At 59.1% G+C, this 20,979-nt stretch carries 23 protein-coding genes; 11 read left to right on the top strand and 12 right to left on the bottom strand.

Annotation, left to right across the window (positions count from 1 at the left end):
• Positions 1–5: 5 nt before the first annotated feature.
• The 3 genes from flgA (at position 6) to G5182_RS13080 (ending at position 1,515) form a co-directional block, all read left to right on the top strand.
• On the top strand, positions 6–689 hold the full coding sequence (flgA, locus tag G5182_RS13090) for a flagellar basal body P-ring formation chaperone FlgA (RefSeq protein ID WP_216954405.1): 684 nt from the start codon (positions 6–8) through the stop codon (positions 687–689).
• 92 nt (positions 690–781) lie between these two features.
• Positions 782–1,102 (top strand): flagellar biosynthesis anti-sigma factor FlgM, encoded by a 321-nt coding sequence (flgM, locus tag G5182_RS13085; RefSeq protein WP_005344518.1) that lies wholly within the window; start codon positions 782–784, stop codon positions 1,100–1,102.
• Positions 1,099–1,515 carry a flagella synthesis protein FlgN gene (locus G5182_RS13080; RefSeq protein WP_040066163.1) on the top strand — a complete coding sequence of 139 codons (417 nt, stop codon included), beginning with the start codon at positions 1,099–1,101 and terminating at the stop codon, positions 1,513–1,515. Before flgM ends, G5182_RS13080 begins: the two co-directional genes overlap by 4 nt.
• 36 nt (positions 1,516–1,551) lie before the next feature.
• Here the strand turns inward: G5182_RS13080 and yfcE are convergent, their stop codons facing one another.
• Positions 1,552–2,094 carry a phosphodiesterase gene (gene yfcE / locus G5182_RS13075; RefSeq protein ID WP_421173085.1) on the bottom strand — a complete coding sequence of 181 codons (543 nt, stop codon included), beginning with the start codon at positions 2,092–2,094 and terminating at the stop codon, positions 1,552–1,554.
• A 10-nt stretch (positions 2,095–2,104) separates the two neighbouring features.
• Positions 2,105–3,742 (bottom strand): peptide ABC transporter substrate-binding protein, encoded by a 1,638-nt coding sequence (locus G5182_RS13070; RefSeq protein WP_421173086.1) that lies wholly within the window; start codon positions 3,740–3,742, stop codon positions 2,105–2,107.
• A gap of 156 nt (positions 3,743–3,898) precedes the next feature.
• On the opposite strand from G5182_RS13070, the gene G5182_RS13065 reads away from it, so the two are divergent.
• Positions 3,899–4,798: a DMT family transporter gene (locus tag G5182_RS13065; RefSeq protein WP_108542279.1), complete on the top strand. Its 900-nt coding sequence runs from the start codon at positions 3,899–3,901 to the stop codon at positions 4,796–4,798.
• Positions 4,799–4,815: 17 nt separating this feature from the next.
• On the opposite strand, the gene rsuA is transcribed toward G5182_RS13065, so the two are convergent.
• Complete coding sequence (gene rsuA, locus G5182_RS13060; RefSeq protein ID WP_108542280.1) at positions 4,816–5,508, bottom strand: 16S rRNA pseudouridine(516) synthase RsuA; 693 nt, start codon at positions 5,506–5,508, stop codon at positions 4,816–4,818.
• Positions 5,509–5,676: 168 nt separating this feature from the next.
• Between rsuA and G5182_RS13055 the strand changes: the two genes are divergently transcribed.
• Positions 5,677–6,876, top strand: coding sequence for an HD-GYP domain-containing protein (locus G5182_RS13055; RefSeq protein WP_421254433.1), 1,200 nt, complete (start codon positions 5,677–5,679; stop codon positions 6,874–6,876).
• Positions 6,877–6,884: 8 nt separating this feature from the next.
• Here the strand turns inward: G5182_RS13055 and G5182_RS13050 are convergent, their stop codons facing one another.
• Complete coding sequence (locus G5182_RS13050) at positions 6,885–7,064, bottom strand: hypothetical protein (protein ID WP_216954119.1); 180 nt, start codon at positions 7,062–7,064, stop codon at positions 6,885–6,887.
• A 125-nt stretch (positions 7,065–7,189) separates the two neighbouring features.
• The gene (fsa, locus tag G5182_RS13045) at positions 7,190–7,843 is read right to left on the bottom strand and encodes a fructose-6-phosphate aldolase (RefSeq protein WP_421173088.1); all 654 of its coding nucleotides are present in this window, start codon (positions 7,841–7,843) and stop codon (positions 7,190–7,192) included.
• A gap of 128 nt (positions 7,844–7,971) precedes the next feature.
• On the opposite strand from fsa, the gene G5182_RS13040 reads away from it, so the two are divergent.
• From G5182_RS13040 to G5182_RS13020, 5 genes are all read left to right on the top strand, one after another.
• Positions 7,972–8,868 carry a glycyl-radical enzyme activating protein gene (locus G5182_RS13040; protein WP_216954122.1) on the top strand — a complete coding sequence of 299 codons (897 nt, stop codon included), beginning with the start codon at positions 7,972–7,974 and terminating at the stop codon, positions 8,866–8,868.
• A gap of 4 nt (positions 8,869–8,872) precedes the next feature.
• The gene (locus G5182_RS13035; protein ID WP_227340847.1) at positions 8,873–11,305 is read left to right on the top strand and encodes a formate C-acetyltransferase/glycerol dehydratase family glycyl radical enzyme; all 2,433 of its coding nucleotides are present in this window, start codon (positions 8,873–8,875) and stop codon (positions 11,303–11,305) included.
• A gap of 94 nt (positions 11,306–11,399) precedes the next feature.
• On the top strand, positions 11,400–12,146 hold the full coding sequence (locus G5182_RS13030; protein ID WP_005344496.1) for a DNA-binding transcriptional regulator YciT: 747 nt from the start codon (positions 11,400–11,402) through the stop codon (positions 12,144–12,146).
• A gap of 126 nt (positions 12,147–12,272) precedes the next feature.
• A complete protein-coding gene (locus G5182_RS13025; RefSeq protein ID WP_216954125.1) occupies positions 12,273–13,166 on the top strand; it encodes an EamA family transporter in 894 nt (297 codons plus the stop codon).
• A gap of 129 nt (positions 13,167–13,295) precedes the next feature.
• The gene (locus tag G5182_RS13020) at positions 13,296–15,146 is read left to right on the top strand and encodes an extracellular solute-binding protein (protein WP_227340848.1); all 1,851 of its coding nucleotides are present in this window, start codon (positions 13,296–13,298) and stop codon (positions 15,144–15,146) included.
• Between the two features lie 94 nt (positions 15,147–15,240).
• Here the strand turns inward: G5182_RS13020 and G5182_RS13015 are convergent, their stop codons facing one another.
• Together G5182_RS13015 and G5182_RS13010 are read right to left on the bottom strand one after the other, a co-directional pair.
• Positions 15,241–15,633, bottom strand: coding sequence for a DUF2750 domain-containing protein (locus G5182_RS13015; protein WP_227340849.1), 393 nt, complete (start codon positions 15,631–15,633; stop codon positions 15,241–15,243).
• Between the two features lie 156 nt (positions 15,634–15,789).
• Complete coding sequence (locus tag G5182_RS13010) at positions 15,790–16,344, bottom strand: hypothetical protein (protein WP_227340850.1); 555 nt, start codon at positions 16,342–16,344, stop codon at positions 15,790–15,792.
• Positions 16,345–16,589: 245 nt separating this feature from the next.
• Here G5182_RS13010 and G5182_RS13005 point away from each other — a divergent pair, with 245 nt between their 5' ends.
• Positions 16,590–16,838 carry a TIGR02647 family protein gene (locus G5182_RS13005; RefSeq protein ID WP_005334209.1) on the top strand — a complete coding sequence of 83 codons (249 nt, stop codon included), beginning with the start codon at positions 16,590–16,592 and terminating at the stop codon, positions 16,836–16,838.
• On the opposite strand, the gene G5182_RS13000 is transcribed toward G5182_RS13005, so the two are convergent.
• From G5182_RS13000 to pdhA, 5 genes are all read right to left on the bottom strand, one after another.
• Positions 16,825–17,130, bottom strand: a complete 306-nt coding sequence (locus G5182_RS13000; protein ID WP_227340852.1) for a hypothetical protein — start codon at positions 17,128–17,130, stop codon at positions 16,825–16,827. The genes G5182_RS13005 and G5182_RS13000 overlap by 14 nt on opposite strands.
• A 90-nt stretch (positions 17,131–17,220) precedes the next feature.
• Positions 17,221–17,430 carry a cold-shock protein gene (locus G5182_RS12995; RefSeq protein WP_005302803.1) on the bottom strand — a complete coding sequence of 70 codons (210 nt, stop codon included), beginning with the start codon at positions 17,428–17,430 and terminating at the stop codon, positions 17,221–17,223.
• A 208-nt stretch (positions 17,431–17,638) separates the two neighbouring features.
• Positions 17,639–18,739, bottom strand: coding sequence for a dihydrolipoamide acetyltransferase family protein (locus G5182_RS12990; protein WP_227340853.1), 1,101 nt, complete (start codon positions 18,737–18,739; stop codon positions 17,639–17,641).
• Positions 18,736–19,722 (bottom strand): alpha-ketoacid dehydrogenase subunit beta, encoded by a 987-nt coding sequence (locus G5182_RS12985; protein WP_227340854.1) that lies wholly within the window; start codon positions 19,720–19,722, stop codon positions 18,736–18,738. The genes G5182_RS12990 and G5182_RS12985 overlap by 4 nt, the downstream gene beginning before the upstream one ends.
• Positions 19,715–20,803 (bottom strand): pyruvate dehydrogenase (acetyl-transferring) E1 component subunit alpha, encoded by a 1,089-nt coding sequence (gene pdhA / locus G5182_RS12980; protein WP_041209832.1) that lies wholly within the window; start codon positions 20,801–20,803, stop codon positions 19,715–19,717. The genes G5182_RS12985 and pdhA overlap by 8 nt, the downstream gene beginning before the upstream one ends.
• Positions 20,804–20,979: the final 176 nt, after the last annotated feature.

Here is a 20,979-nt window from a genome sequence, read left to right as displayed (position 1 = left end):
CGAAAATGATTAACCGACTTTTACTCATCAGCCTCTTTTTTGGCAGCATATCCTCGAGCCATGCCTCGGATGTCACAACCTATCTGAGAGAGCAGGCACAAGAGTTCGTTTATGGTCAACTCGATCTGCCGCTGGATGCCAGAGCAGAGGTCACTGCCGCGACCCTTGATGAGAGACTCCCGCTAACCCGTTGCGATGATCTGTTGACCATCAGCTTGCCAGCAAAAATGGAAATTCGTCGTAATACAACTGTTTACATGAAGTGTGAGGAAGAAAAACCCTGGGATGTCTACTTACCGGTAAGGGTCAGTATTCAAAAACCCTTTGTTACTGTCACCGACCCCATTGCCAAAGGGGATCTGCTGAATGAAAGCAAGCTGGTAGTGGCGTTTCAGGATCAAACCCTGATCCGTGGTGACTATCTGACCAACCCGGCCCCTTTGATTGGGGTACGCAGCAAGCGGGAGATCAAACCGGGACAGCCCATCCGCTTGAGCCAGGTTTGCGTGATATGTAAAGGGGATCAGGTCACCCTGACAGCCGAAAACAGCAACTTCCAGATCAAAACCATGGCCCGAGCCTTGCAAGATGGCAGTTTCGGAGAGATCATCAAACTCGTCAATATTCGCTCCGGCAAAACGGTGGAAGGTAAAGTCACAGCAGTCGGTGCCGCATCAGTCACTTTTTGATATCTGGAGCCTGACAATTTTTTTTCTAAAGTTTTGACCTGCCGCACCGATAAACAGGTAAGCAAATCTTAAAGCAGACGAAGGTAACTAAAATGGCCATCAACAATATCAACAACTTGGCGAATAATCGGTTGCAAAATACCGCTAATAGCCAAGGGACAGGCAGCAAGTCAGTCACCTCATCGCCCGAAAACAAAGCGACCACTGTCAAGCTGGACTCCGTCTCCTTGACCAGTGAGGCGCAACAATTGCAAAAAATGCAACAGAACCTCAATACCGCCTCAACCGGCAACGAGAGCAAGGTTGAACGACTGAAAAAAGCCGTCGCGAGTGGCGAATATCAGGTTAACAGCGACGCTGTAGCCAAGAAGATGTTCAGTTTCGAGGCCAATCTGGACAAAGTTCTGGGATGATGGACTTACCTTCGTTACTGCACACCCAAGATGATTACCTTAGCCAGATGCAAGGCATTCTGGAAGAGGAGTTCAGCTTGCTCGAGCAGCATCAGGCACTGGCCCTGCCTGCACTGACCGAGCGCAAACAGCAATTGCTTGCTGCGATAGAAACTCTGGACAAGACACTGGCAGAGATGCCGGAACTGGCACTGCAGCTAGCAGCCTATCCCGACGAGATGGCGCAGCTTCGCGCAAAACTGGATGCCTGCCAGGCACAAAATGATATCAACGGTCGCTTGCTTGAATTGAGCATCGTCTCCAACCGTCGTCTGGCAACCTTTCTGAGTCAGTTGCGTGATCGCAACAGCCTGACCTATGACGCCAAGGGTAACACTCGCTCTGGCACCCGCTCTTACGGTATCAAGGCCTGACATCTCTTATCAGGCCTTGCATTTTTGCACTCCGTTTTAAAGCACCAGTCGCAACAACTCTCGCCCGTCCTCACACGCATTGACGCGCAGTACCCCGTCCTCATAGCTCCCGTAACTGGCAGGCAACTCGCCGCGCGGGAAACAGATCGACCCCGGGTTCATCAATACCCGCTCCCCCTGCCACTCCAGCACAGGTACATGGGTGTGGCCGCTCATGAACAGACTACCCGCCGGTAGCTGTACCTCGTCCGGGCGATAAAGATGACCGTGGCTGACAAACCAGCGCCGCTCATCGATCAGCAACTGGTTGTAGGGGGCGGTGATGGGAAAGCGCAACAGCATCTGATCCACTTCGGAATCGCAATTGCCCCGCACCGCGATGATCTGTGGCGCAAGCTCGTTGAGCCTGTCAGCCACTGCCGCCGGGTTATACCCTTCCGGCAGAGGATTACGCGGGCCATGGTTGAGCAGATCGCCGAGCAGCAGATAGTGATCCGGCTGCCAGGAGTCAAGTTGGGTCAGCACCCGCTCCAACGCAATGATGCTGCCGTGGATGTCGGAAATGATGGCAAGTTTCATGAAATGCTCCTCACTGCGGGCTGAAATAGAGATCCTTGGTGGCAATCGTCCCTTTCAAATTCTGGCTGGGCAGCCCTCGCAGCGCGGGATCGACCAGTCTCATCTGATTGTAATGATACACGGGGAGGATCGGCGCCTCCTCAAGCAGCAACTGTTCGGCATGCCGGTAGAGTTCAACCCGGCTCGCGCTGTCCAGCGTATTGGCTGCCTGCTCCAGCATCAGATCAAAGTCGGGATTGCAGTAGCCGCTCTCGTTGCGCAGATCCTGACAACGGAAGCTGCCCAGCATGGCTGATGGCTCCACGTAATCGCCAAACAGGAAGCTTCTGGCCACCTGGAAATCACCGCTATCCTTGGCCACCTGATAGGCGCCCCACTCCAGACTGCTGAGGGTGACCTGTACCCCCAGCTTCTGCCACATGGCGGCAATGGCCATCGCCATCTGCTTGTGGGTTTCTGCGCTGTTGTAGGTAATGCTCAGCTTGAGTGGATTCGCACTGTTATACCCGGCCGCTGACAGCAGCGCTGCCGCTTTGGCCTGGCGGGTTGGCATATCTTCAAGCGCCACAGGCAATATCACCCGGGGGTAACCCGGCATCTCCGGCAACAGCGACCATGCCGCCTGTTCATCCTGCCCGCTCACTGATTCAATGAGCTGCTGTCGATCAACCGCCATGGAGAGCGCCTGACGCACCCGCACATCCTGCAGTTCGGGGCGCTTCAAATTGAACGCATAGAGATAGGTGCCAAACAGCGGCAAGCCCCAGAGCCGCTCCGGATATTCGCGCTTCATCTTCTGGTAATAGCCGAGGGAGACCTTGTTGGTAAGCTGGATTTCACCAGCCTCATAGCGCAGCCGTTCGGCATGTTGCGAGGTGATCGGCAGGTAGGTGACACGCCCGATACGGGTGTGAAAGTCATCCCAGTAGTGGATATTGCGCTCGGCTTCGATCCGCTCGTTTGGCGTCCAGCTTGCCAGCCGGTAGGCACCATTGCTCACCAGCTTGCCGGGCTCGGTCCACTGTTTGCCGAATTTGGCAATCGCCTTCTGATTGACCGGCACAAAGGGGCGCTGACTGATGAGCTGCAGGAAATAGGGAGCCGGCCGCTCCAGGGTGATTTTCAGGATCTGATCGCTTTGCGCTTCAATGCCCAGATTGCCGAGCTCCAGCGCGCCGGCATAGATGGATTGCGCATTGTTGATCCCCGTGGCCAGCAGCAATCCGGCAGAGGGAGAGTTGATGGCCGGATCGAGCAGACGGCGCCAGGCATAGACAAAATCAGCGGCCACCAGCGGCTCGCCATTGGACCACTTCAGTTGGGGGCGCAGGAAGAATCGCCACTCCAGCCCATCTTCACTCACCTCCCAGCGCTGGGCCTGAGCGGGGACGATATGCCCCTGCTCATCTTCGCTGACCAGCCCTTCAAACAGATCGACCAGTACCGCCTCACCCGGAAAACCGGAGCGCACCAGCGCAGGATCCAGCGACTCCGGCTCGGCACCGTTGCCCTTGACCAGGGTTTGCCGATCGGCAAGCAAAGGCTGCTGCTCAACGGTGGTGGCATGGGCCAGGGGCCCTGCCAGCACGGCAAGCAATAGCGGGGAGAGCCAGCGTTGCGCCAGCTTGGGGAAGAAACCATACCTCATGACAAAACCTCGAATAAAACCACTGCAGGAGGGGAAGGCCGACGGCGCGCCTGATGAATGCCTGATACCGCTCTTGTTATCCCCGAAAACGCCCCGTATTGTATCGGGCTTGCCCGGGAGATGGAGTCTTTCGGGTTAATTTTTTCAGGAGTTTTTATGGGTTATGAGTGGCTGGCCCTCGCGTCGGCCAGTTTATGGGCAATTGCAGCGCTAATTTCGGTCAAACCGGCCCGTCATCTCGGCGCATTTGCCTACAGCCGCTGGCGCATGTTTCTGGTCAGCCTGATGCTCGGCACCATGAGTCTGCTCACCGGTGGCTGGCAAACCCTCACCGCAAGCGCCCTGCCCCTGCTCGCCATCTCGGGGCTGGTCGGCATCTTCGTGGGCGATACGGCGCTGTTTGCCTGCATGAACCGGCTGGGGCCAAGACGCAGTGCCCTGCTCTTCTCCTGCCATGCGCTGTTTTCCGCCCTGCTTGGGCTGTGGCTCTTTAATGAACAGCTGACAGGCTGGCGACTGCTGGGGGCCATGCTGGTCTTTGCTGGCGTGATGCTGGCGATCCTGTTTGGCAGACGCAGTAGCAGCAACGAGTGGGAGCAGATCCGTGGCAATCTGGCGCTGGGGATTGGCCTTGGCCTGACGGCGGCACTGTGTCAGAGCGTGGGGGCCATCATCGCCAAGCCGGTGATGATGAGTGGTGAGGTGGATGCGGTGAGTGCATCGGGTATCCGAATGGGCAGTGCCCTGCTGGCCCACTGCGTCCTGCGGCTTGGGCGCTTGCCGCTGGCCATGCCGCTCAAACCGGTCAATCGCCAGATCCTCGCCATGATTGCCACCAACGGTTTTCTGGCGATGGGGCTGGGGATGACGCTGATCCTGATGGCGCTGCGGCAGGGCGAGGTGGGCATGGTGGCCATTCTCTCCTCTACCACACCGGTACTGCTGCTGCCGCTGTTGTGGTGGCACTCGGGGGAGCGGCCATCCATTGCCGCCTGGGCGGGGGCACTGATTGCCACCCTGGGCACCGCGCTGGTGCTGGGTTTCAGCACTCACTGACACCCGGCCCCCCCTGATCAGAACAGGGCAATCTCCTCAGCGGTCAGCTCGCGGTATTCACCGGGTGCCAGATCTTCATCCAGCGTCAAACCGCCCACCCGCTCGCGATGCAAGCCAACGACCTTGTTGCCGATGGAGGCAAACATCCGCTTGACCTGATGGTACTTGCCTTCGTGGATGGTCAGGCGGGCCTCGCACTCGCCGAGAATTTCCAGCTGGGCAGGACGGGTTTTATCGGTCTCGTTACGCAGGTAGACCCCTTCGGCGAACAGCTCGATTGCATCCGGGCTCACCGGATCGGCCAGCCAGACGTGATAGGTCTTGGCACACTCGTGGCGCGGCGAGGTGATGCGGTGGGACCATTGACCGTCATCGGTCACCAGCACCAGACCCGTGGTATCGAGGTCGAGGCGACCCACTACGTGCAGCTTGCCCATCGCCGGTTCATCCATCAGGAAGAAGACGGTCGGGTGATCCGGATCCTCGTTGGAGCAGACATACCCTTCCGGCTTGTGCAGCATGAAATAGCGGTTGCGCTGCTCCAGCGTCAGCAGCACGCCGTCAAACTCGATCTGGCTCTGCTCATTGATATGGAAGGCGGGCTGCTTGACCACAATACCATCCACCATGACCTCGCCCTGACGGATCAGTTTGCCTGCCAGCGAGCGGGTCAAATCGGAACAATCGCACAGAAATTTATCAAGCCGCATTCACAACCTCGGAGTCCAACAAGTAAAGGGGCGTCATTATATCGGGCGGGGGCGACAACGCCACTGTTAAGGGGTTGCCAATTATGACGAACTGGTCATCCGATGTTACACTTCTCCGGTGTGATCCATCCGCACGATACTCATAATAATAAGAGTCAGGAAGCCCTCATGAAGTCTCAAGCATCCTATCCCGTCATTCCCGTCAACCAGCTGAAACCCGGCATGTATGTCATTGCTATCGCCAGCCAGACAGGTGGGATGGAGATCGCCCAGATGGGCTTGGTGACCAGCGTGGCGCAAATTGCCAATCTGGTGCGTCAGGGGGTGCTCACGGTACGCATCGATCTGGCCCGCAGCAAGCTGGGCAGTACCGAGAGTGACGCCGTTACCTCCCCCGATCTCAATGCCAACAGCGCCCAGGTAGGGCGCCGGGCCAGTGCCAACGGCGAAGGACGGGAGCTTAAAATCCGCCGCCTCTATCAGGAAGCGCGCGAGCTGCAAGGCAAGTTCATTCGCCACCTCAAAGCGGGTGAGCCCATCGACATCACTCCGCTCGCCAAAGTCGCCGAGGAGATGGTGGACACCATGTTCACCCATGGCGATGCCATGCTCTGCCTGGCCCGTATTCGTGCCAAGGATGCCTATCTGATGGAGCACTCCATGAACGTGGCCATCCTGCTGGCCAACTTCGGCCGTTATCTGGGGCTGGAGCGCAGCGTGCTCAAGGAGTTGACTCTGGGAGGGCTGTTGCACGACGTGGGCAAGATCATGACGCCGGACGAGGTGCTCAACAAACCGGGCAAGCTGACCGACGAGGAGTTTGCCATCATGCGCCAGCATGTGGTGCATAGCTACGACATTCTCCGCAATACCCCCGGCATCACCCCAACCATGCTGGAAGTAGCCGCCAACCACCACGAGCGGCTCGATGGTACTGGCTACCCGCAGCGGCTGAAGGGGGATGAACTCTCCCTCTATACCCGCATGAGCGGTGTTGTCGATGTCTATGACGCAGTAACTGCCGACAGAGTCTACAAGGCTGGCATGCAACCCACCCAGGCCTTTCGCATTCTGCTAAAGGGAGTCAACCAGCACTTCGATGCCGAACTGGTCACCAAGTTCATCAAGTGCATGGGGGTCTATCCGGTGGGAACGCTGGTACAGCTTTCAAACCAGCGGTTGGCCATCGTGATGCAGCGCAACGAGCAGCAGCCGCTCAAGCCGGTGGTCAAGGTGATCTATCACGCTTCCCAGCGCCACTACCTCGATGTGCAGTGGCTGGATCTGGCCAGATCGAGTGTGAAGGAGAGCATCGAGTGCACGGTCGACCCCAAAGAGTTTGGCATCAACCTCACCAACTTCTTCTAACTCTGTCCTCACGACTGGCGCTGGCTATCGAGCCAGTGCCGGATCAGAAACTCCTCATCCAACGGCGAGAGATCGAAACGCAGGCTGGCCTCTTCGATGGCGGCGATATCGTACTGGTGGTGCTCACTGAGCCAGCGCACCGCACGTCGCAGATCTTCACCATGGGGGAGCAGCAGATGGTCGCTCATGGGATACCTCCGGTAGATCGCAAGGCAGCCAGCGCATCTGACTGCCTATTACAAGTCTAGTCGGTCAATCCCAATCCCCTCCTGCGTCTCCTCACCCTCCCCCATCTGTCACTGCAATCAGGCAATCAGCGACCGAAAGCGCGCTGCCAATCCTGATCGAACTTCACCAGCGCCGCATCCACCGCTGGCACGTTCATCAGCTGCTCCGCCACATCGAGCGGCAGAGTGATGGACTGGCAACCCACCAGCAGGCAGTCGAGCGCCTGGCGCGGGGTACGGAACGATGCCGCCAGCACCTTGCTGTTCGGCGCGTGCAGCGCAAGCAGCTGTTGCAGCTCCTGCACGGTGGCGATGCCGTCACCCCCCTGGGCATCCAGCCGGTTGACGTAGGGCGCCACGTACTCTGCCCCCGCCACCGCCGCCAGCCAACCCTGCAGCGGGGTATAGACAGCGGTGCCCAAAGTCGGCACACCGTTGGCGGTCAGGCTCTTGATGGCCGCCAGCCCCTCTGCGCATACCGGGATTTTGATCACCAGATCCGGGTCCAGCTCACGCAGAGCGAACGCCTCGCGCACCATCTCGGTTTCGGTTTTGGCCATCACCTGGGCAAACAGGCGCGCCTTGGGCCCCAGCACATCGCGCAAGGCGGGCAGCAGCTCACAGAGCGGCAATCCCCCGGCGGCGGTAATGGAAGGATTGGTGGTGACACCGGCCAACGGCAGGATCCGTGACCAGCGACGCACTGCCGCCACATCGGCGGTATCGAGATACAGCTCCATCTCTAACTCCTTAACGGGATGTTCAATATGTCGCCATTCTAGCGAGAAAACATCTGCAAACAGCTTGATCGAAATCAAATCAACTTTCGAATGAAAGCAAATAGAATGCAAATACAAAAGGAGGCGGTATGATTTTCGACCTGCAACGATATTCAACTCACGATGGCCCCGGCATTCGCACCCTGGTGTTTCTCAAGGGGTGCTCGCTGGCCTGTCGCTGGTGTCAAAACCCGGAAAGCCGCTCTCCCAAGCCGGACATACTACTCGACCGGCGCCAGTGCATCGAGGGATGCCAGCTCTGCAGCCAGGCTTGTCCGGCAATCTTGCGTGACAGCGAGGGCATCCAGCTCAGCCGTTCTGCCCTCAAGGCCGATGATATGGAACGGCTGCGCGGCCTCTGCCCAAGCGAAGCGCTGCAGGTGTGCGGCCGCGATGAAACCCTGGATACCCTGATGGACACCATCTTGCGGGATCGCCCCTTCTTCGAGCGCAGCGGCGGTGGCGTCACCCTCTCAGGTGGCGAACCGTTTATGCAGCCCGAATTTGCTGCCAACCTGCTGGCCCGCTGCAAGGCCGAAGGGCTGCACACCGCGGTCGAGAGCTGCCTGCATGTGCCCTGGCACCAGATTGAGCAAAGCCTTCCCTCACTGGATCTGCTGCTGGCGGACCTCAAACACGTGGATAAAGAACGTTTCTTCCACTGGACCCGCGGCAAGGTGGAGTTGCCCATCGCGAACCTCAAGCGCCTCGCCGAGCGCGGCGTGCCGATGCAGATCCGGGTGCCACTCATTCCCGGCTTCAATGCCGACCACGCATCGATCGAAGCCATCACCGACACCGCTGCCAGCCTCGGCACGGTGCAGGAGATCCACTTCCTCCCCTACCACACGCTGGGGATGGGCAAATATGCCCTGCTGGATCTGCCCTATCAGGCGCCTGAGACACCGTTTGACGACCCCGATTTACTCCACTTTGCCCACGCATACGCCCAACGTCAGGGGCTGACCCCTGTGACCAGAGGATAAGATCATGACCCAGCTCGACCTCAATACCCTGAGCCCGCGGATCCGCGCCCACAAAGAGAGCCTGATCCACATCGTTCAGCCGCCGGTCTGTACCGAGCGGGCCCGCCACTATACCGAGGCCTATCAGACTCATCTCGCCCGGCCGCTGCCGGTGCGCCGCGCCCTGGCTCTGGCCCATCACCTCAAGGAACGCACCATCTGGATCAAGCACGACGAGCTGATCGTCGGCAATCAGGCCAGTCAGGTACGGGCGGCGCCGCTCTTTCCCGAATACACGGTGAGCTGGATTGAGAAGGAGGTCGACGAGCTGGCAGATCGCCCCGGCGCCGGTTTTGCAGTCAGCGAAACCGACAAGGCGATCATCCACGCCCTCACCCCCTTCTGGCGCGGCCAGACGGTGCAGGATCGCTGCTTCGGCCTCTTTACCGACGAGCAGAAAGCGCTGCTGGAGAGCGGCATCATCAAGGCCGAGGGCAACATGACCTCGGGGGATGCCCACCTCGCGGTCAACTATGAGGAGCTGCTCACGCTGGGGCTCGATGGCTTCAAGGCCAAGGTGGCCGAGCGCCGCAGTCGGCTGGATTTGGCGGATTGGGCCGATCTGCAGCGCGAGCAGTTCCTGCACGCCGTCGCCATCACTCTGGATGCGGTCAGCGCTCACATCTCGCGCTACGCCGCACTTGCCCATGATATGGCAGCACAAGAATCTCGCCCCGAGCGCCGAAACGAGCTTGAGACCATCGCGCTCAACTGCGCCCACATCGCCCACCAGCCCCCCGAGACCTTCTGGCAGGCGCTGCAGCTCTGCTACTTTATCCAGCTCATCCTGCAGATCGAATCCAACGGTCACTCGGTGTCGTTTGGCCGGATGGATCAGTACCTCTACCCCTGGTATCGCCGCGAGGTGGAATTGTCGGAATCCCTGCCTCGGACGCGCGCCATCGAGCTGCTGCAAGGGTGCTGGCTCAAGTTGCTGGAGGTGAACAAGATCCGCTCCGGCACCCACTCCAAGGCATCCGCCGGCAGCCCGCTCTATCAGAACGTCACCATCGGCGGCCAGAACTGGCGGGATGGTGCAGCCCATGACGCGGTCAATGGCCTCTCCTACGCGATTCTGGAGTCCTGTGGCCAGCTGCGCTCCACCCAGCCCAACCTCTCGGTGCGCTACCACGCCGGGATGAGCGAGGATTTCCTCGACGCCTGCATTCAAGTGATCCGCTGCGGCTTTGGCATGCCCGCCTTCAACAACGACGAGGTGGTGATCCCCGAGTTCATCAAGCTCGGGGTGAGCGTGGAGGATGCCCACCACTACGCCGCCATCGGCTGCATCGAGACCGCCGTGCCCGGCAAGTGGGGCTACCGCTGCACCGGCATGAGCTTTATCAACTTCGCCCGCATCCTGCTGGCCTCCCTTGATGGTGGCCGCGATGCCACCACCGGCAAGGTCTTCCTGCCCCAATCCCAGTCGCTGCGGGAAGGGACCTTTGGCAACTTTGACGAGGTGATGGCCCGTTGGGATGAGCAGGTGCGCTACTTCACCCGCAAATCCATCGAGATCGACTGCGTGGTCGACAGCGTGCTGGAGGCTCAAGCCCATGACATCCTCTGCAGCACGTTGGTGGATGACTGCATCGAACGCGGCAAGACCATCAAGGAGGGGGGCGCCGTCTATGACTGGGTCTCAGGTCTGCAGGTGGGGATCGCCAACCTTGGTAACAGCCTGGCTGCCCTAAAGAAACTGGTGTTCGAACAGGGGATAGTGGATCAGCAAGAGCTGGCCGAAGCACTCGAGCAAGATTTTTCAGGACTGGCGGGGGAGCAGCTGCGCCAGCGCCTCACCAATGCCGCCCCCAAATATGGCAACGATCTGGATGAGGTAGACATGCTGCTGGTAAAGGCTTACCAGAGCTACATCGACGAGCTCAAGGGGCTGCACAACACCCGCTTCGGCCGCGGCCCCATCGGCGGTACCTACTATGCGGGCACCTCCTCCATCTCCGCCAACGTGCCGTTCGGTGCCGCCACCATGGCCACCCCGGATGGCCGCCACGCCCGCACGCCGCTGGCGGAAGGGGCCAGCCCCTCGTCGGGTTCGGATCGTCTCGGCCCGACGGCGGTGTTCAACTCCATCGGCAAGCTGCCCACGGCGGCCATCCTCGGCGGGGTGCTGCTCAACCAGAAGCTGAGTCCGGCGAGCCTTGAGAACGAGCGGGACAAGGCCAAGCTGATGAGCCTGCTGCGCACCTTCTTCGAGGTGCACAAGGGGTGGCACGTGCAGTACAACATCGTCTCGCGGGAAACCCTGCTGGCAGCCAAGGCCAATCCGGATCAATACCGGGATCTGGTGGTACGGGTGGCGGGCTATTCAGCCTTCTTCACCGCCTTATCCCCGGATGCGCAAGATGATATCATCGCCCGCACCGAGCACAGTCTCTGACGGGGCGCTCCCCATGGCGCCTGTGACGTCATATGATTGGCAAGCCACCCTCGGGTGGCTTGCCGCTATCCACCACCTTGCATGCGAGCGCACCATGAATCCACGCCACCAACTGATCCTCACTCTGGTCCATCAGGCTCGCAAGATGAGCGTGAGTGAACTCTCCCGACACACAGGTGTGTCTGAGGTGACGGTGCGCAACGACCTCACCGCGCTGGAGAAACAGGGACTGCTCAGACGGGTACACGGCTCGGCCATGGCGCTGGAGACCGATGACCCCGATGCCCGGATGAACATCAACTACCTGCTCAAGGAGCGCCTCGCCGAGCGGGCCGCCCAGCTGGTGGAAGATGGCGAAACGGTCTTTATCGAAGGGGGCAGTGCCAACGCCATGCTGGCGCGCCATCTGGCCCTGCACAAACGGGTCACCATCATCACCATCAGCAGCTATATCGCCCATCTGCTCAAAGATACCCCGGCTCAGGTGGTGCTGCTCGGCGGGCTGTTCCAGCATCAGAGCGAGAGCGTGGTGGGGCCGCTCACGCGCCTCTGCATCGAGCAGGTGCACTTCTCCAAGGCCTTTATCGGGGTCGACGGTTTTCATCCCGAGATGGGCTTTACCGGCCGCGACATGATGCGGGCCGACGTGGTCAACAGCGTGCTGGCCAAGGGGATGACCAATGTGGTGATCACCGACAGCAGCAAATTTGGCGCCATCCACCCGAGCCAGCTTGGCGCGCCGGGCCAGATCAAGGTGCTGGTTACCGACGATGCCCTGCCCGCCCCCATGCGGGCCACCCTGGCCGCACGCGGCATCACAGTGCACTGCGTCTCTGCCTGAATCGCACCTGGCCCCCGTTGCCGGGTTGCTCCCCCGCCGGTCGGCTTGACGGCGCCCACCCTGGCGGGGGTATGCTCGTCCTCTTTTGGCCTCTCATGGCAGAGGCCACAGACCGAAGGACACCGCATGCACACCAAAGACAAGTTTCTGGCCGCTCTGGTCATCCTCTGCTGGGGGCTTAACTTCGTGGCCATCAAGTGGGGGCTGGAGGGGATCCCCCCACTGCTGCTGGGTGCGCTGCGCTTTATCGGCGTGGTCTTCCCCGCCATCTTGCTGGTACCCAAACCCGCCATGCCCTGGCGCTGGCTGCTGGCCTATGGCGGCGCCATCAGCCTCGGTCAATTCGCATTTTTGTTCAGTGCCATGAAATTCGGCATGCCCGCAGGTATGGCCTCGCTGGTGCTGCAATCCCAGGTGGTGTTCACCCTGCTTTTTGCAATGATCTGGCTGGGGGAGCGCTGGCAATCCCACCACTGGGTGGCGCTGCCCTTGGCGGGATTCGGCCTCTATCTCATCGCCACTCACGGTGAAGGCAACCTGACCTTGCTCGGGTTTATCCTGACGCTGTGTGCCGCCGCCTGTTGGGGCCTTGGCAACGTCATCAATCGCCAGATTGGTCTGCGCTACCAGACCACGCTGCCGAGCCTGATCGCCTGGGGCGGTCTGGTGCCCATCCTGCCATTTTTCGCCCTCTCCTGGCTGTTCGAAGGGCCGGAGCTGATGGCCAGCAGCCTGCGCGACTTCAGCTGGCAGGGATTGCTGTGCGTGCTCTATCTCTCGTATGTCGCGACCTGGCTGGGTTACGGCCTGTGGGGACGACTGCTGATGCGCTATCCGGTGGCGCAGGTGGCACCGCTCTCCCTGCTGATCCCCTGTGTCGGCATGGTCACGGCAGCGCTGCTGCTCGATGAACATCCAACACCCTTGCAGTGGCTGGGCTCAGCTCTGGTGCTGCTCGGCTTTGTGGTCCATCTGCTGGGTAGCCGACTGCGCTGGTTCAAACCACAGAGAGCGACATGATGAGCGCCTGCCCATTTACGCTATTTCATTGACCTGACAGGATAAAATTTTCATGATGAGCCAGTCCCCATCGGGACTGACATCACCAGTGTGTGATCTGCAGGAAGCAGACTTCAGGAGAGCAAGGACATGCCATCGACCATCACCGCCGGGGGGCGCCGCCTCCCCCCTATCATTCGCGCCACCGCCATCACCCTGACCCTGTGCTGGAGCCCGTTTGGCTGGAGTGCCACACTGCCCGCTGACTTGAAGTGGGAGAGCAACAACCAGGACCCTCTCTATGCCGATCCGGCCGCCAAACGCGGCGGCACCTTTCGCACCTTTATGACCAGCTTCCCCCTGACCCTGCGCAAATATGGCCCCGACTCCAACGGCGGCTTTGCCGGTTACGTGCGGGAAACCAACCTGCCACTGCTGAGCACTCATCCCGTCACCGGCAACCCCATGCCGATGCTGGCAAACGAGTGGGCCTTCGGCGCCGACAACAAGACCCTCTATTTTCGCATCAATCCCAAGGCACGCTGGTCAGATGGCCAACCGGTCACCGCCGATGACTGGCTCTTTACCCTCAAGATGATGCGCAGCAAGGAGATCAACGACCCCTGGTACAACAACTACTACAGCACCCAGATAGCAGACATAACCAAGTTTGATGATCACACCCTGGCCATCACCAGCGGCACCGAAAAGAGCCGCCAGGATCTGCTCGAATCGCTGCCCATCAGCCCGGAGCCGAGCCACGCCATCAAGCTCACCGCCAACTGGGTCAAGGAGTACAACTGGAAGGTGTTGCCGGTCACCGGTCCCTATCAGATCGATCAGGTGAAAAAGGGCAAATCGGTCACCTTCAAGCGGATTGAAAACTGGTGGGGGGATGACGAGCGCTACTTCCAGCATCGCTTCAATCCTGCGCGGATCGAGATCAAGGTGCTCAGGGATCTGAACATCGCCTGGCAGCACTTCCTGCGCGGCGATCTCGACAGCTTCCCGCTGGTGATCCCCAACTGGTGGCACGACAAGACCAACACCGCCGAGTTCGAGAAGGGGTATATCGAGCGGCGCTGGTTCTACAACCAGACCCCGCAACCGCCGATGGGGCTCTATCTCAACACCGCCGATCCGCTGCTGCGCAATCTCGATGTTCGCCTCGGCATCCAGCATGCCCTCAATTTCGACAGAATGCTCGCTACCCTACTGCGGGGGGATTACCAACGCCTCAACAGCTATGGCTCAGGTCAGGGTGAATTTACCAACAGCGAGATCAAGGCCCGTCCGTTCGATCCCCAACTGGCACGGGAATACTTTGCCAAGGCAGGCTTTAACAAAGTGGGGCCGCAGGGGATTTTGCAAAACGACAAGGGGCAGTCACTGACCCTCGCCATCACCTACACCACCGCAGAGCACGCCCAGCGGCTCACACTGCTGCGGGAAGAGGCCAAAAAGGCGGGGCTTAATCTGGAGCTCAACCTGATGGATGCATCGGCCGGTTTCAAATCGATGCTGGAGAAAAAGCACCAGAGCGCCTTGATGGCCTGGGCGGGTAGCCGCTATCCCGCCTATTGGGAGTTCTTCCACAAGGTCAACGCCAACAAGCCCCAGACCAACAACATCATGAACATCGATGACGACGCCATCACAGCCTTGGTGGAGCAGTATGACAAGGAGTTCGACTTTGCCAAAAAAGCGGCCCTGTCACGGCAGATCCAGCAGCGGCTCTATGAGCTGGCCAGCTTCGTGCCTGCGTATCAGGTGCCCTACACCCGGGAAGGGGCATGGCGCTGGATCAAACTGCCAAAAGTACCAGCAACGCCCAAGAGCGAGCAGCTCTATTGGCCACTCGGTGGCGACAACAGCGGTTACAGCTATGGCGGTCTGCTGTGGATTGATGAAGAGCTAAAATCCGAGACCAGGGCAGCCATCAAGAGTGGCAAGACTTTCCCGGCCGAGCCCATCATCGACACCACCTATCGCCAGCCCTGATAGCCACAACTCGTTTGGCAAACAGACCTAAAACAAAGACCCCGCCAGATAGCGGGGTCTTTGTTGGCAACCGGTGTTGCGAATAGCTCGGTGATCAGCCGCGTTTGGCCTGCTTCTCGGCAATGGCGTCAGCCACGTCAGCCGGCTCCAGTACGATGCCTTCCTGATCCGGGGTCGGGAACACGGCAACACACAGCTCGTCCTGCTCCATGCCGTCAATCCACCGCTCCAGCCACACCTTGAGGGTGATGGACTGTGGTTTGCAATCGGCCCACTCGCCTTCGGCCCACGCCTTGGCGTACTCCGGGTGCGGCCATACCGGGATGCAATCTTCATCATCGGTGGTCAGCATCATGACGCCATGCTCGTCAGTGAGGACGAACAGCTCTTCATGCTCGACCAGCTTGCTGATGAAGTGATCGTAACGGTAGTCAGCGTTCAGTTGCAGCGCGGCATTGCGCTCGGTGTCGCTCAGTTCATAGCTCATTGGCCAAGTCTCTCTCTCGATAAAGGGCGCCATGTTCACATCTTGTGGTCAGCTTGTCCAGCTTGCCGCCTCCTGACTCCCGTCGGGGAAACAGCAACGCTCATAAGGATAGAGCAGGGCGGCGAATAAAACGTCTCACCCACCTTCCAGACCTGATTAAAAGGTCGGGGTGATCAGCTCTACATCAGGTTGCTCGCTCAACTTCTGTCGCAGCCAGTAGGCAGACTCTACTTCGACGAAACAGAGTTGATCCCGACCGTCAGCCGCACTTTTCATCAACTGCTCAAATCGCTGCTGTTGTTGTTGCTCCCAGAGAGCGGCAAGCTTTTCGCCATGGGCCTCATCCACCACTTCGCGACGAAGTTCGAACAAATTATCTGTGATCGGGCTGTTGATCTTGCCCGCGCTATGCCAGTACATCTGCAAGTTGTCCATCATCTCGGTGTCGTAGTTGGCCAGCGCATCCAGCTCCGCAGTCGCCCCTTCCTGACCAGATATAAAATCGCACCAACCGGCATCGAGATTTGCCAGCTCGCGGGCGCGAGCCCCTTTAGCATGTTTGCGAAGATGGGTAATGTCGCCCCCCTTGCGGGCAGGTAGCCACACCTCTCCCTCATGGCCCTCCAACAAGGAGGTCAGCAAGGAGACTGGGTAAACAGGGAAAGTGGCGGTGTGTGAATGCAGCAGGGATACCAGCGTGATCTTGACCATGAGCAATACCTTGGACTGGGCGAACAGCCGCCAATGGACCGTCCGATATAAAGAATTCCCCTATCCTACCACGTTTGGCCCGGCTCGGCCCTTGGCGAAGCTGTCAGCCAACCATCTGATTACGCCGAAAAAAACAGCATTTGAAACGCAGCATCCAGCCAAAGATCAATAATTTGAGCCAGCCCCCACTAAAGTGGATCCGGGGATGCTAGTTTGCATACATCTTTAGCGTAAGGAGTAAATCCATGATTGGGATCGACCAGGTTTCTAACGAATTCGTGAACGATTTGAAAATACTGGCATGCTTTGATCCGGCCAACATGAGCTTGGGGATTAAATTACGCAGCGATATGTCTGAAGAGTTGTGCCAGGCGGCAGCCCGTCTGCATCAACAGGGGCTCATCAGCGCAGAAGATGGCGGCTATCTCACCCCGTTTGGCATGACCATGGTTGAACACCTGCAACATCTACTGGTCGCACTCAAACCACTTTGATCGGCTGTGGTGCCCAAAGTGAAAAGTTGAGTAGCTCCCAGCGCTCCCCTTGGTGAAGATGACAGGCAAACAGCAAAGGACCTTCGGGTCCTTTTACTTTACCATCCACCAGCCACTCCCCCTCCCTTTCAGGGACCAGTCGCGCATTCACCTCATCAGGTTGCTGTGCGGCACCCATCCGGATCTGGACAAATTGCTGGCAGATCACCTGCGCTTCCATCGCGGATTGAACCGGTACCGGCGTATCTGAAGTCGGAGTCAAGGTGGCAGCAAGCAAGAGCGATAGCAGCATGATTCAGCACATGGGAGTCAGTAGCAGAAGCCAGATAAACAAAAAGCCGTGGCACCAGAGGTACCACGGCTTTCTTAAATTCTGTAAGAATTACAGAGCGGTTACGTTCTCAGCCTGCGGGCCTTTCTGACCTTGGGTCACAGAGAACTGTACGCGCTGACCTTCAGCCAGGGTACGGAAACCGTTACCTTGAATGGCGCTGAAGTGAACGAAAACGTCCGGGCCGTTTTCTTGCTGGATGAAGCCAAAACCTTTGGTTTCGTTGAAAAACTTAACGGTACCGGTGATCATGTTAGACATATCTTTTAAACCTGTATTCAAAATAATTACTTATGCTTTTCAGCGGGTAAAGCTCAAAAAACGGGATTAACTTATGAACAACAGGACAAGATGTGAAACATCGTATTCATTGACATAACTATCGCCCTTTCAAGCTGGTTTGGATTATACGTGGCTTTGTAGATTACGCAAACAAATTTGTGCCCTGCCAACGGCAGGGCACAAACTGTTATAAGGTCGCTGCTTCCAACGCTTCGACCAGCGCTTTGAGAAAACGAGCCGCCTCCCCGCCAGTACAGGCTCTGTGGTCAAATGTCATCGACAGCGGCAATGCTCTGACGGGACGCGCTTCACCATGGATGAACACCACTTTTTCGAACAGTTTGCCTGCCCCTATGATGGCCACCTGCGGCGGCGTCACGATGGGGCTGGCATAGCGGCCTGCGATGGCGCCGAAGTTGGTGAGCGTAATGGTCGCCCCCTGCAACATCTCGCGCGGCACGGCGCGCGCCTTCACATCGGCGATCATCCGATCCAGCCCCTGCCGGATATCCGCCCCCTCCCGCTCGGCCACGTTCTCCATCACCGGCACATAAAGGCCATGCTTTGAATCCACCGCGATGGCCACATTGACCTCTTTGAACAGCCGCCGTGACAGGGTGTCGCCATCAAACCAGGCATTCATCGAGGGCTCGGCGCGGCACGCCACGCCAATGGCCTTGATAAGGCGCACCGTCACATCCTCATCAGGCCGCCAGTGACGCAAATCCACCTCATCGGTGATGCTGACCGGCACCACAGTCTGATGAGAGAGCTCCATCGCCTTGGCCATGGCACGCCGTGACCCTTTGAGGAATTCGTTGCCACTGCTCTGCTGTGACTCGAATGCCTGCTGCACATCCAGCTCGGTCACCATGCCGCCGCTGCCACTTCCCTTGAGCCGGTCGATATCCAGACCCAGTTTTTGTGCCAGCAGTCGCACCGCTGGCATGGCTTGCACCAGCGCTCCCCCCGGGGCAATGGCCCCCACCACGAAGTGATCCTCGATATGCTGCTGATGGGCGCTCACCTTGCCCACCACAGTGCCATCATCTTCGCCCCCCTCGAACTCCACCAGCGGCGCACCGATATGGAGGATATCCCCCTCGGCGCCGCAGAGACGGGCAATCACCCCGGCTACCGGAGAGGGTACATCCACCAGCGCCTTGGCCGTTTCCACCGACAAGAGCACCTGATCGACCGCAACGGTATCACCGGCACTCACCTTCCATTCGACGATCTCGGCTTCGGCCAACCCTTCACCCAGATCCGGTAATTTGAAAAATTTCATAGCCACTGGTTCTCCATCAGCTGGTGAGCCGCATCGGCGATATCCTGCTCGGTGATGAGGTAATACGCTTCGTTGCGATAGTAGGGAACAGCTGCATCCACCCCGGTCAACCGTTTGGGTGGCGCCTTGAGGCTGGGAAGTGTCTGCTCGGTCACCCGCGCCACGATTTCGGCCCCGACCCCGAAGCTGCCGCACGCCTCGTGTACCACCAGTAAACGGCCGGTCTTGCGTACCGAGGTGAGGATGGTCTCCATATCCAGCGGCTTGATGGTGGCCAGATCCAGCACCTCGCACTGGATATCCTGCTCGGCCAGCAGGTTCGCCGCCCGCATCACCTCCTGAATGCAGGCCCCCCAGGCCACTACCGTGATATCCCGGCCCGGGCGCAGGGTGAAACAGACATCCAGCGGCAAGCCGACACCGTCATCCACCACCTCGGATTTCATCGAGCGATAGATGCGGTCAGGTTCAAAAAACATCACGGGATCCGGATCGCGGATGGCGGAGAGCAGCAGGCCATAAGCACGTCTCGGGCTGGAGGGGATCACCACCCGTAGCCCCGGAATATGGGCAAACAGCGCCTCGACACTCTCGCTGTGGTGTTCTGGCGAGTGAATGCCCGCGCCATACGGGGAGCGATAGACAAGGGGACAGGAGAGGCGGCCACGGGTGCGGTTTCGCATCCGCGCCGCCTGACAGATGATCTGCTCCATCCCAGGGAAGATGAAACCCTGAAACTGGAACTCAGCCACCGGCTTGAGCCCCTGGGTCGCCATGCCGACCGCCACCCCGGCGATTAATCCCTCGGCCAGCGGCGTGTCGATCACCCGCTTGAAACCGAACTTGTCGCGCAGGCCCACGGTGGCGCGAAACACCCCGCCGTTGACCCCCACATCCTCGCCGAGCACCACCACATCCGGGTCGTGCTCCATCTCGTAGTGAAGGGCCATGTTGACCGCTTCCAGCAAACTGATCTCACTCATGGCCAACCTCCTGCTTCATCCCCTTGGCAATCACTCGCTCGCGCTGGGGCACGAGTTCGGCGGGCAGGCTGGCGTAGTGATAATCGAGCATCGCCTCCGGCGGCTGGGGCGCCATCGCCTCATAACGGGCGACCGCCTGCTCTACCTCTCGGGTAGCCTCCGCCAGCAGGCTCTGCTCCTGCTCCTCATCCCACCACCCTTTGCTATGCATAAACTGGCGTAGCCGCTTGACCGGCTCTTTCGCCCAGGCGGCCTCGACCTCGGCCCCATCGCGATAACGAGTGGCATCGTCGGCCGTGGTGTGATCGCCGAGGCGATAACTGACCGCTTCTATCAGGGTCGGCCCCTTGCCGCTGCGGGCCCGTTCGACGGCACTGCGGGCGGCATCGTAGACCGCCACCACATCATTGCCATCCACCTGCAGACTGCGCACCCCGGCGCCAATCCCCTTCTGGGCCAGCGTAGGAGCGCTCGATTGCAGTTTGCGTGGCACCGAGATGGCCCACTGGTTGTTGTTGACGATGATGACCATCGGCAGGTGCCAGACACCGGCGCAGTTGAGCCCCTCCAGAAAATCCCCCTTGGAGGTACCGCCATCGCCGATGGTGACTACGGCAACCCGCGGTTGATTACGCAGTTTGAAGGCCGAGGCAATACCGCAGGCGTGGGTGATCTGGGTGGCGATGGGGACGCAGATGGGGAGATCTTCAGAGGGAGTCCCATCGGGTTTGAGAAAATAACTGCCCCGCTCGTCCCCCCCCCAATATTGCAGGTTTTTCTCCATCGGCACGCCCCGCACATAGAGGGTGGGCATGTCTCGATAGTAGGGAACGTAGACATCCTGCGGCTGCATGGCGAGACCAATGCCAATCCCCACGGCTTCTGCGCCGAGATGGGAGGGAAAAGTACCGAGTTTGCCGGTTCGTTGCAGCGCAATCGCTTTTTTGTCATAGCTGCGCACCATCACCATATTGCGGTAGAAGGTGTGCAGTATCGCCTTGTCCAGCCAGGTCGGTAAGGTGGCGACCGGGCACCCTTCCGCATCGAGGTAACGAAGGAAAGGGATGTCGACATGGGTCATAACTGGCTCCTTGCCGTTGTGAGCGTCACCGATGCTGGTGACACCTAGATGTAAATACCTTGTTAAATAAAAAGCAAAGGGATTTACTCAGGTAAGACCAGTAGAAACTTCTTTAAAGTAGCGAAGGAGCTGAATTTTCGGCGATGAGTGGCAAGGTATGCCGTAAATGGTGCAAC

It is taken from the genome of Aeromonas sp. 600948 (genome assembly GCF_049174875.1).
In the GTDB taxonomy this organism is placed as follows: domain Bacteria; phylum Pseudomonadota; class Gammaproteobacteria; order Enterobacterales; family Aeromonadaceae; genus Aeromonas; species Aeromonas veronii_A.
Note: the sequence above shows the minus strand (reverse complement) of the source record. Positions and strands in the feature narration are given on the sequence as shown.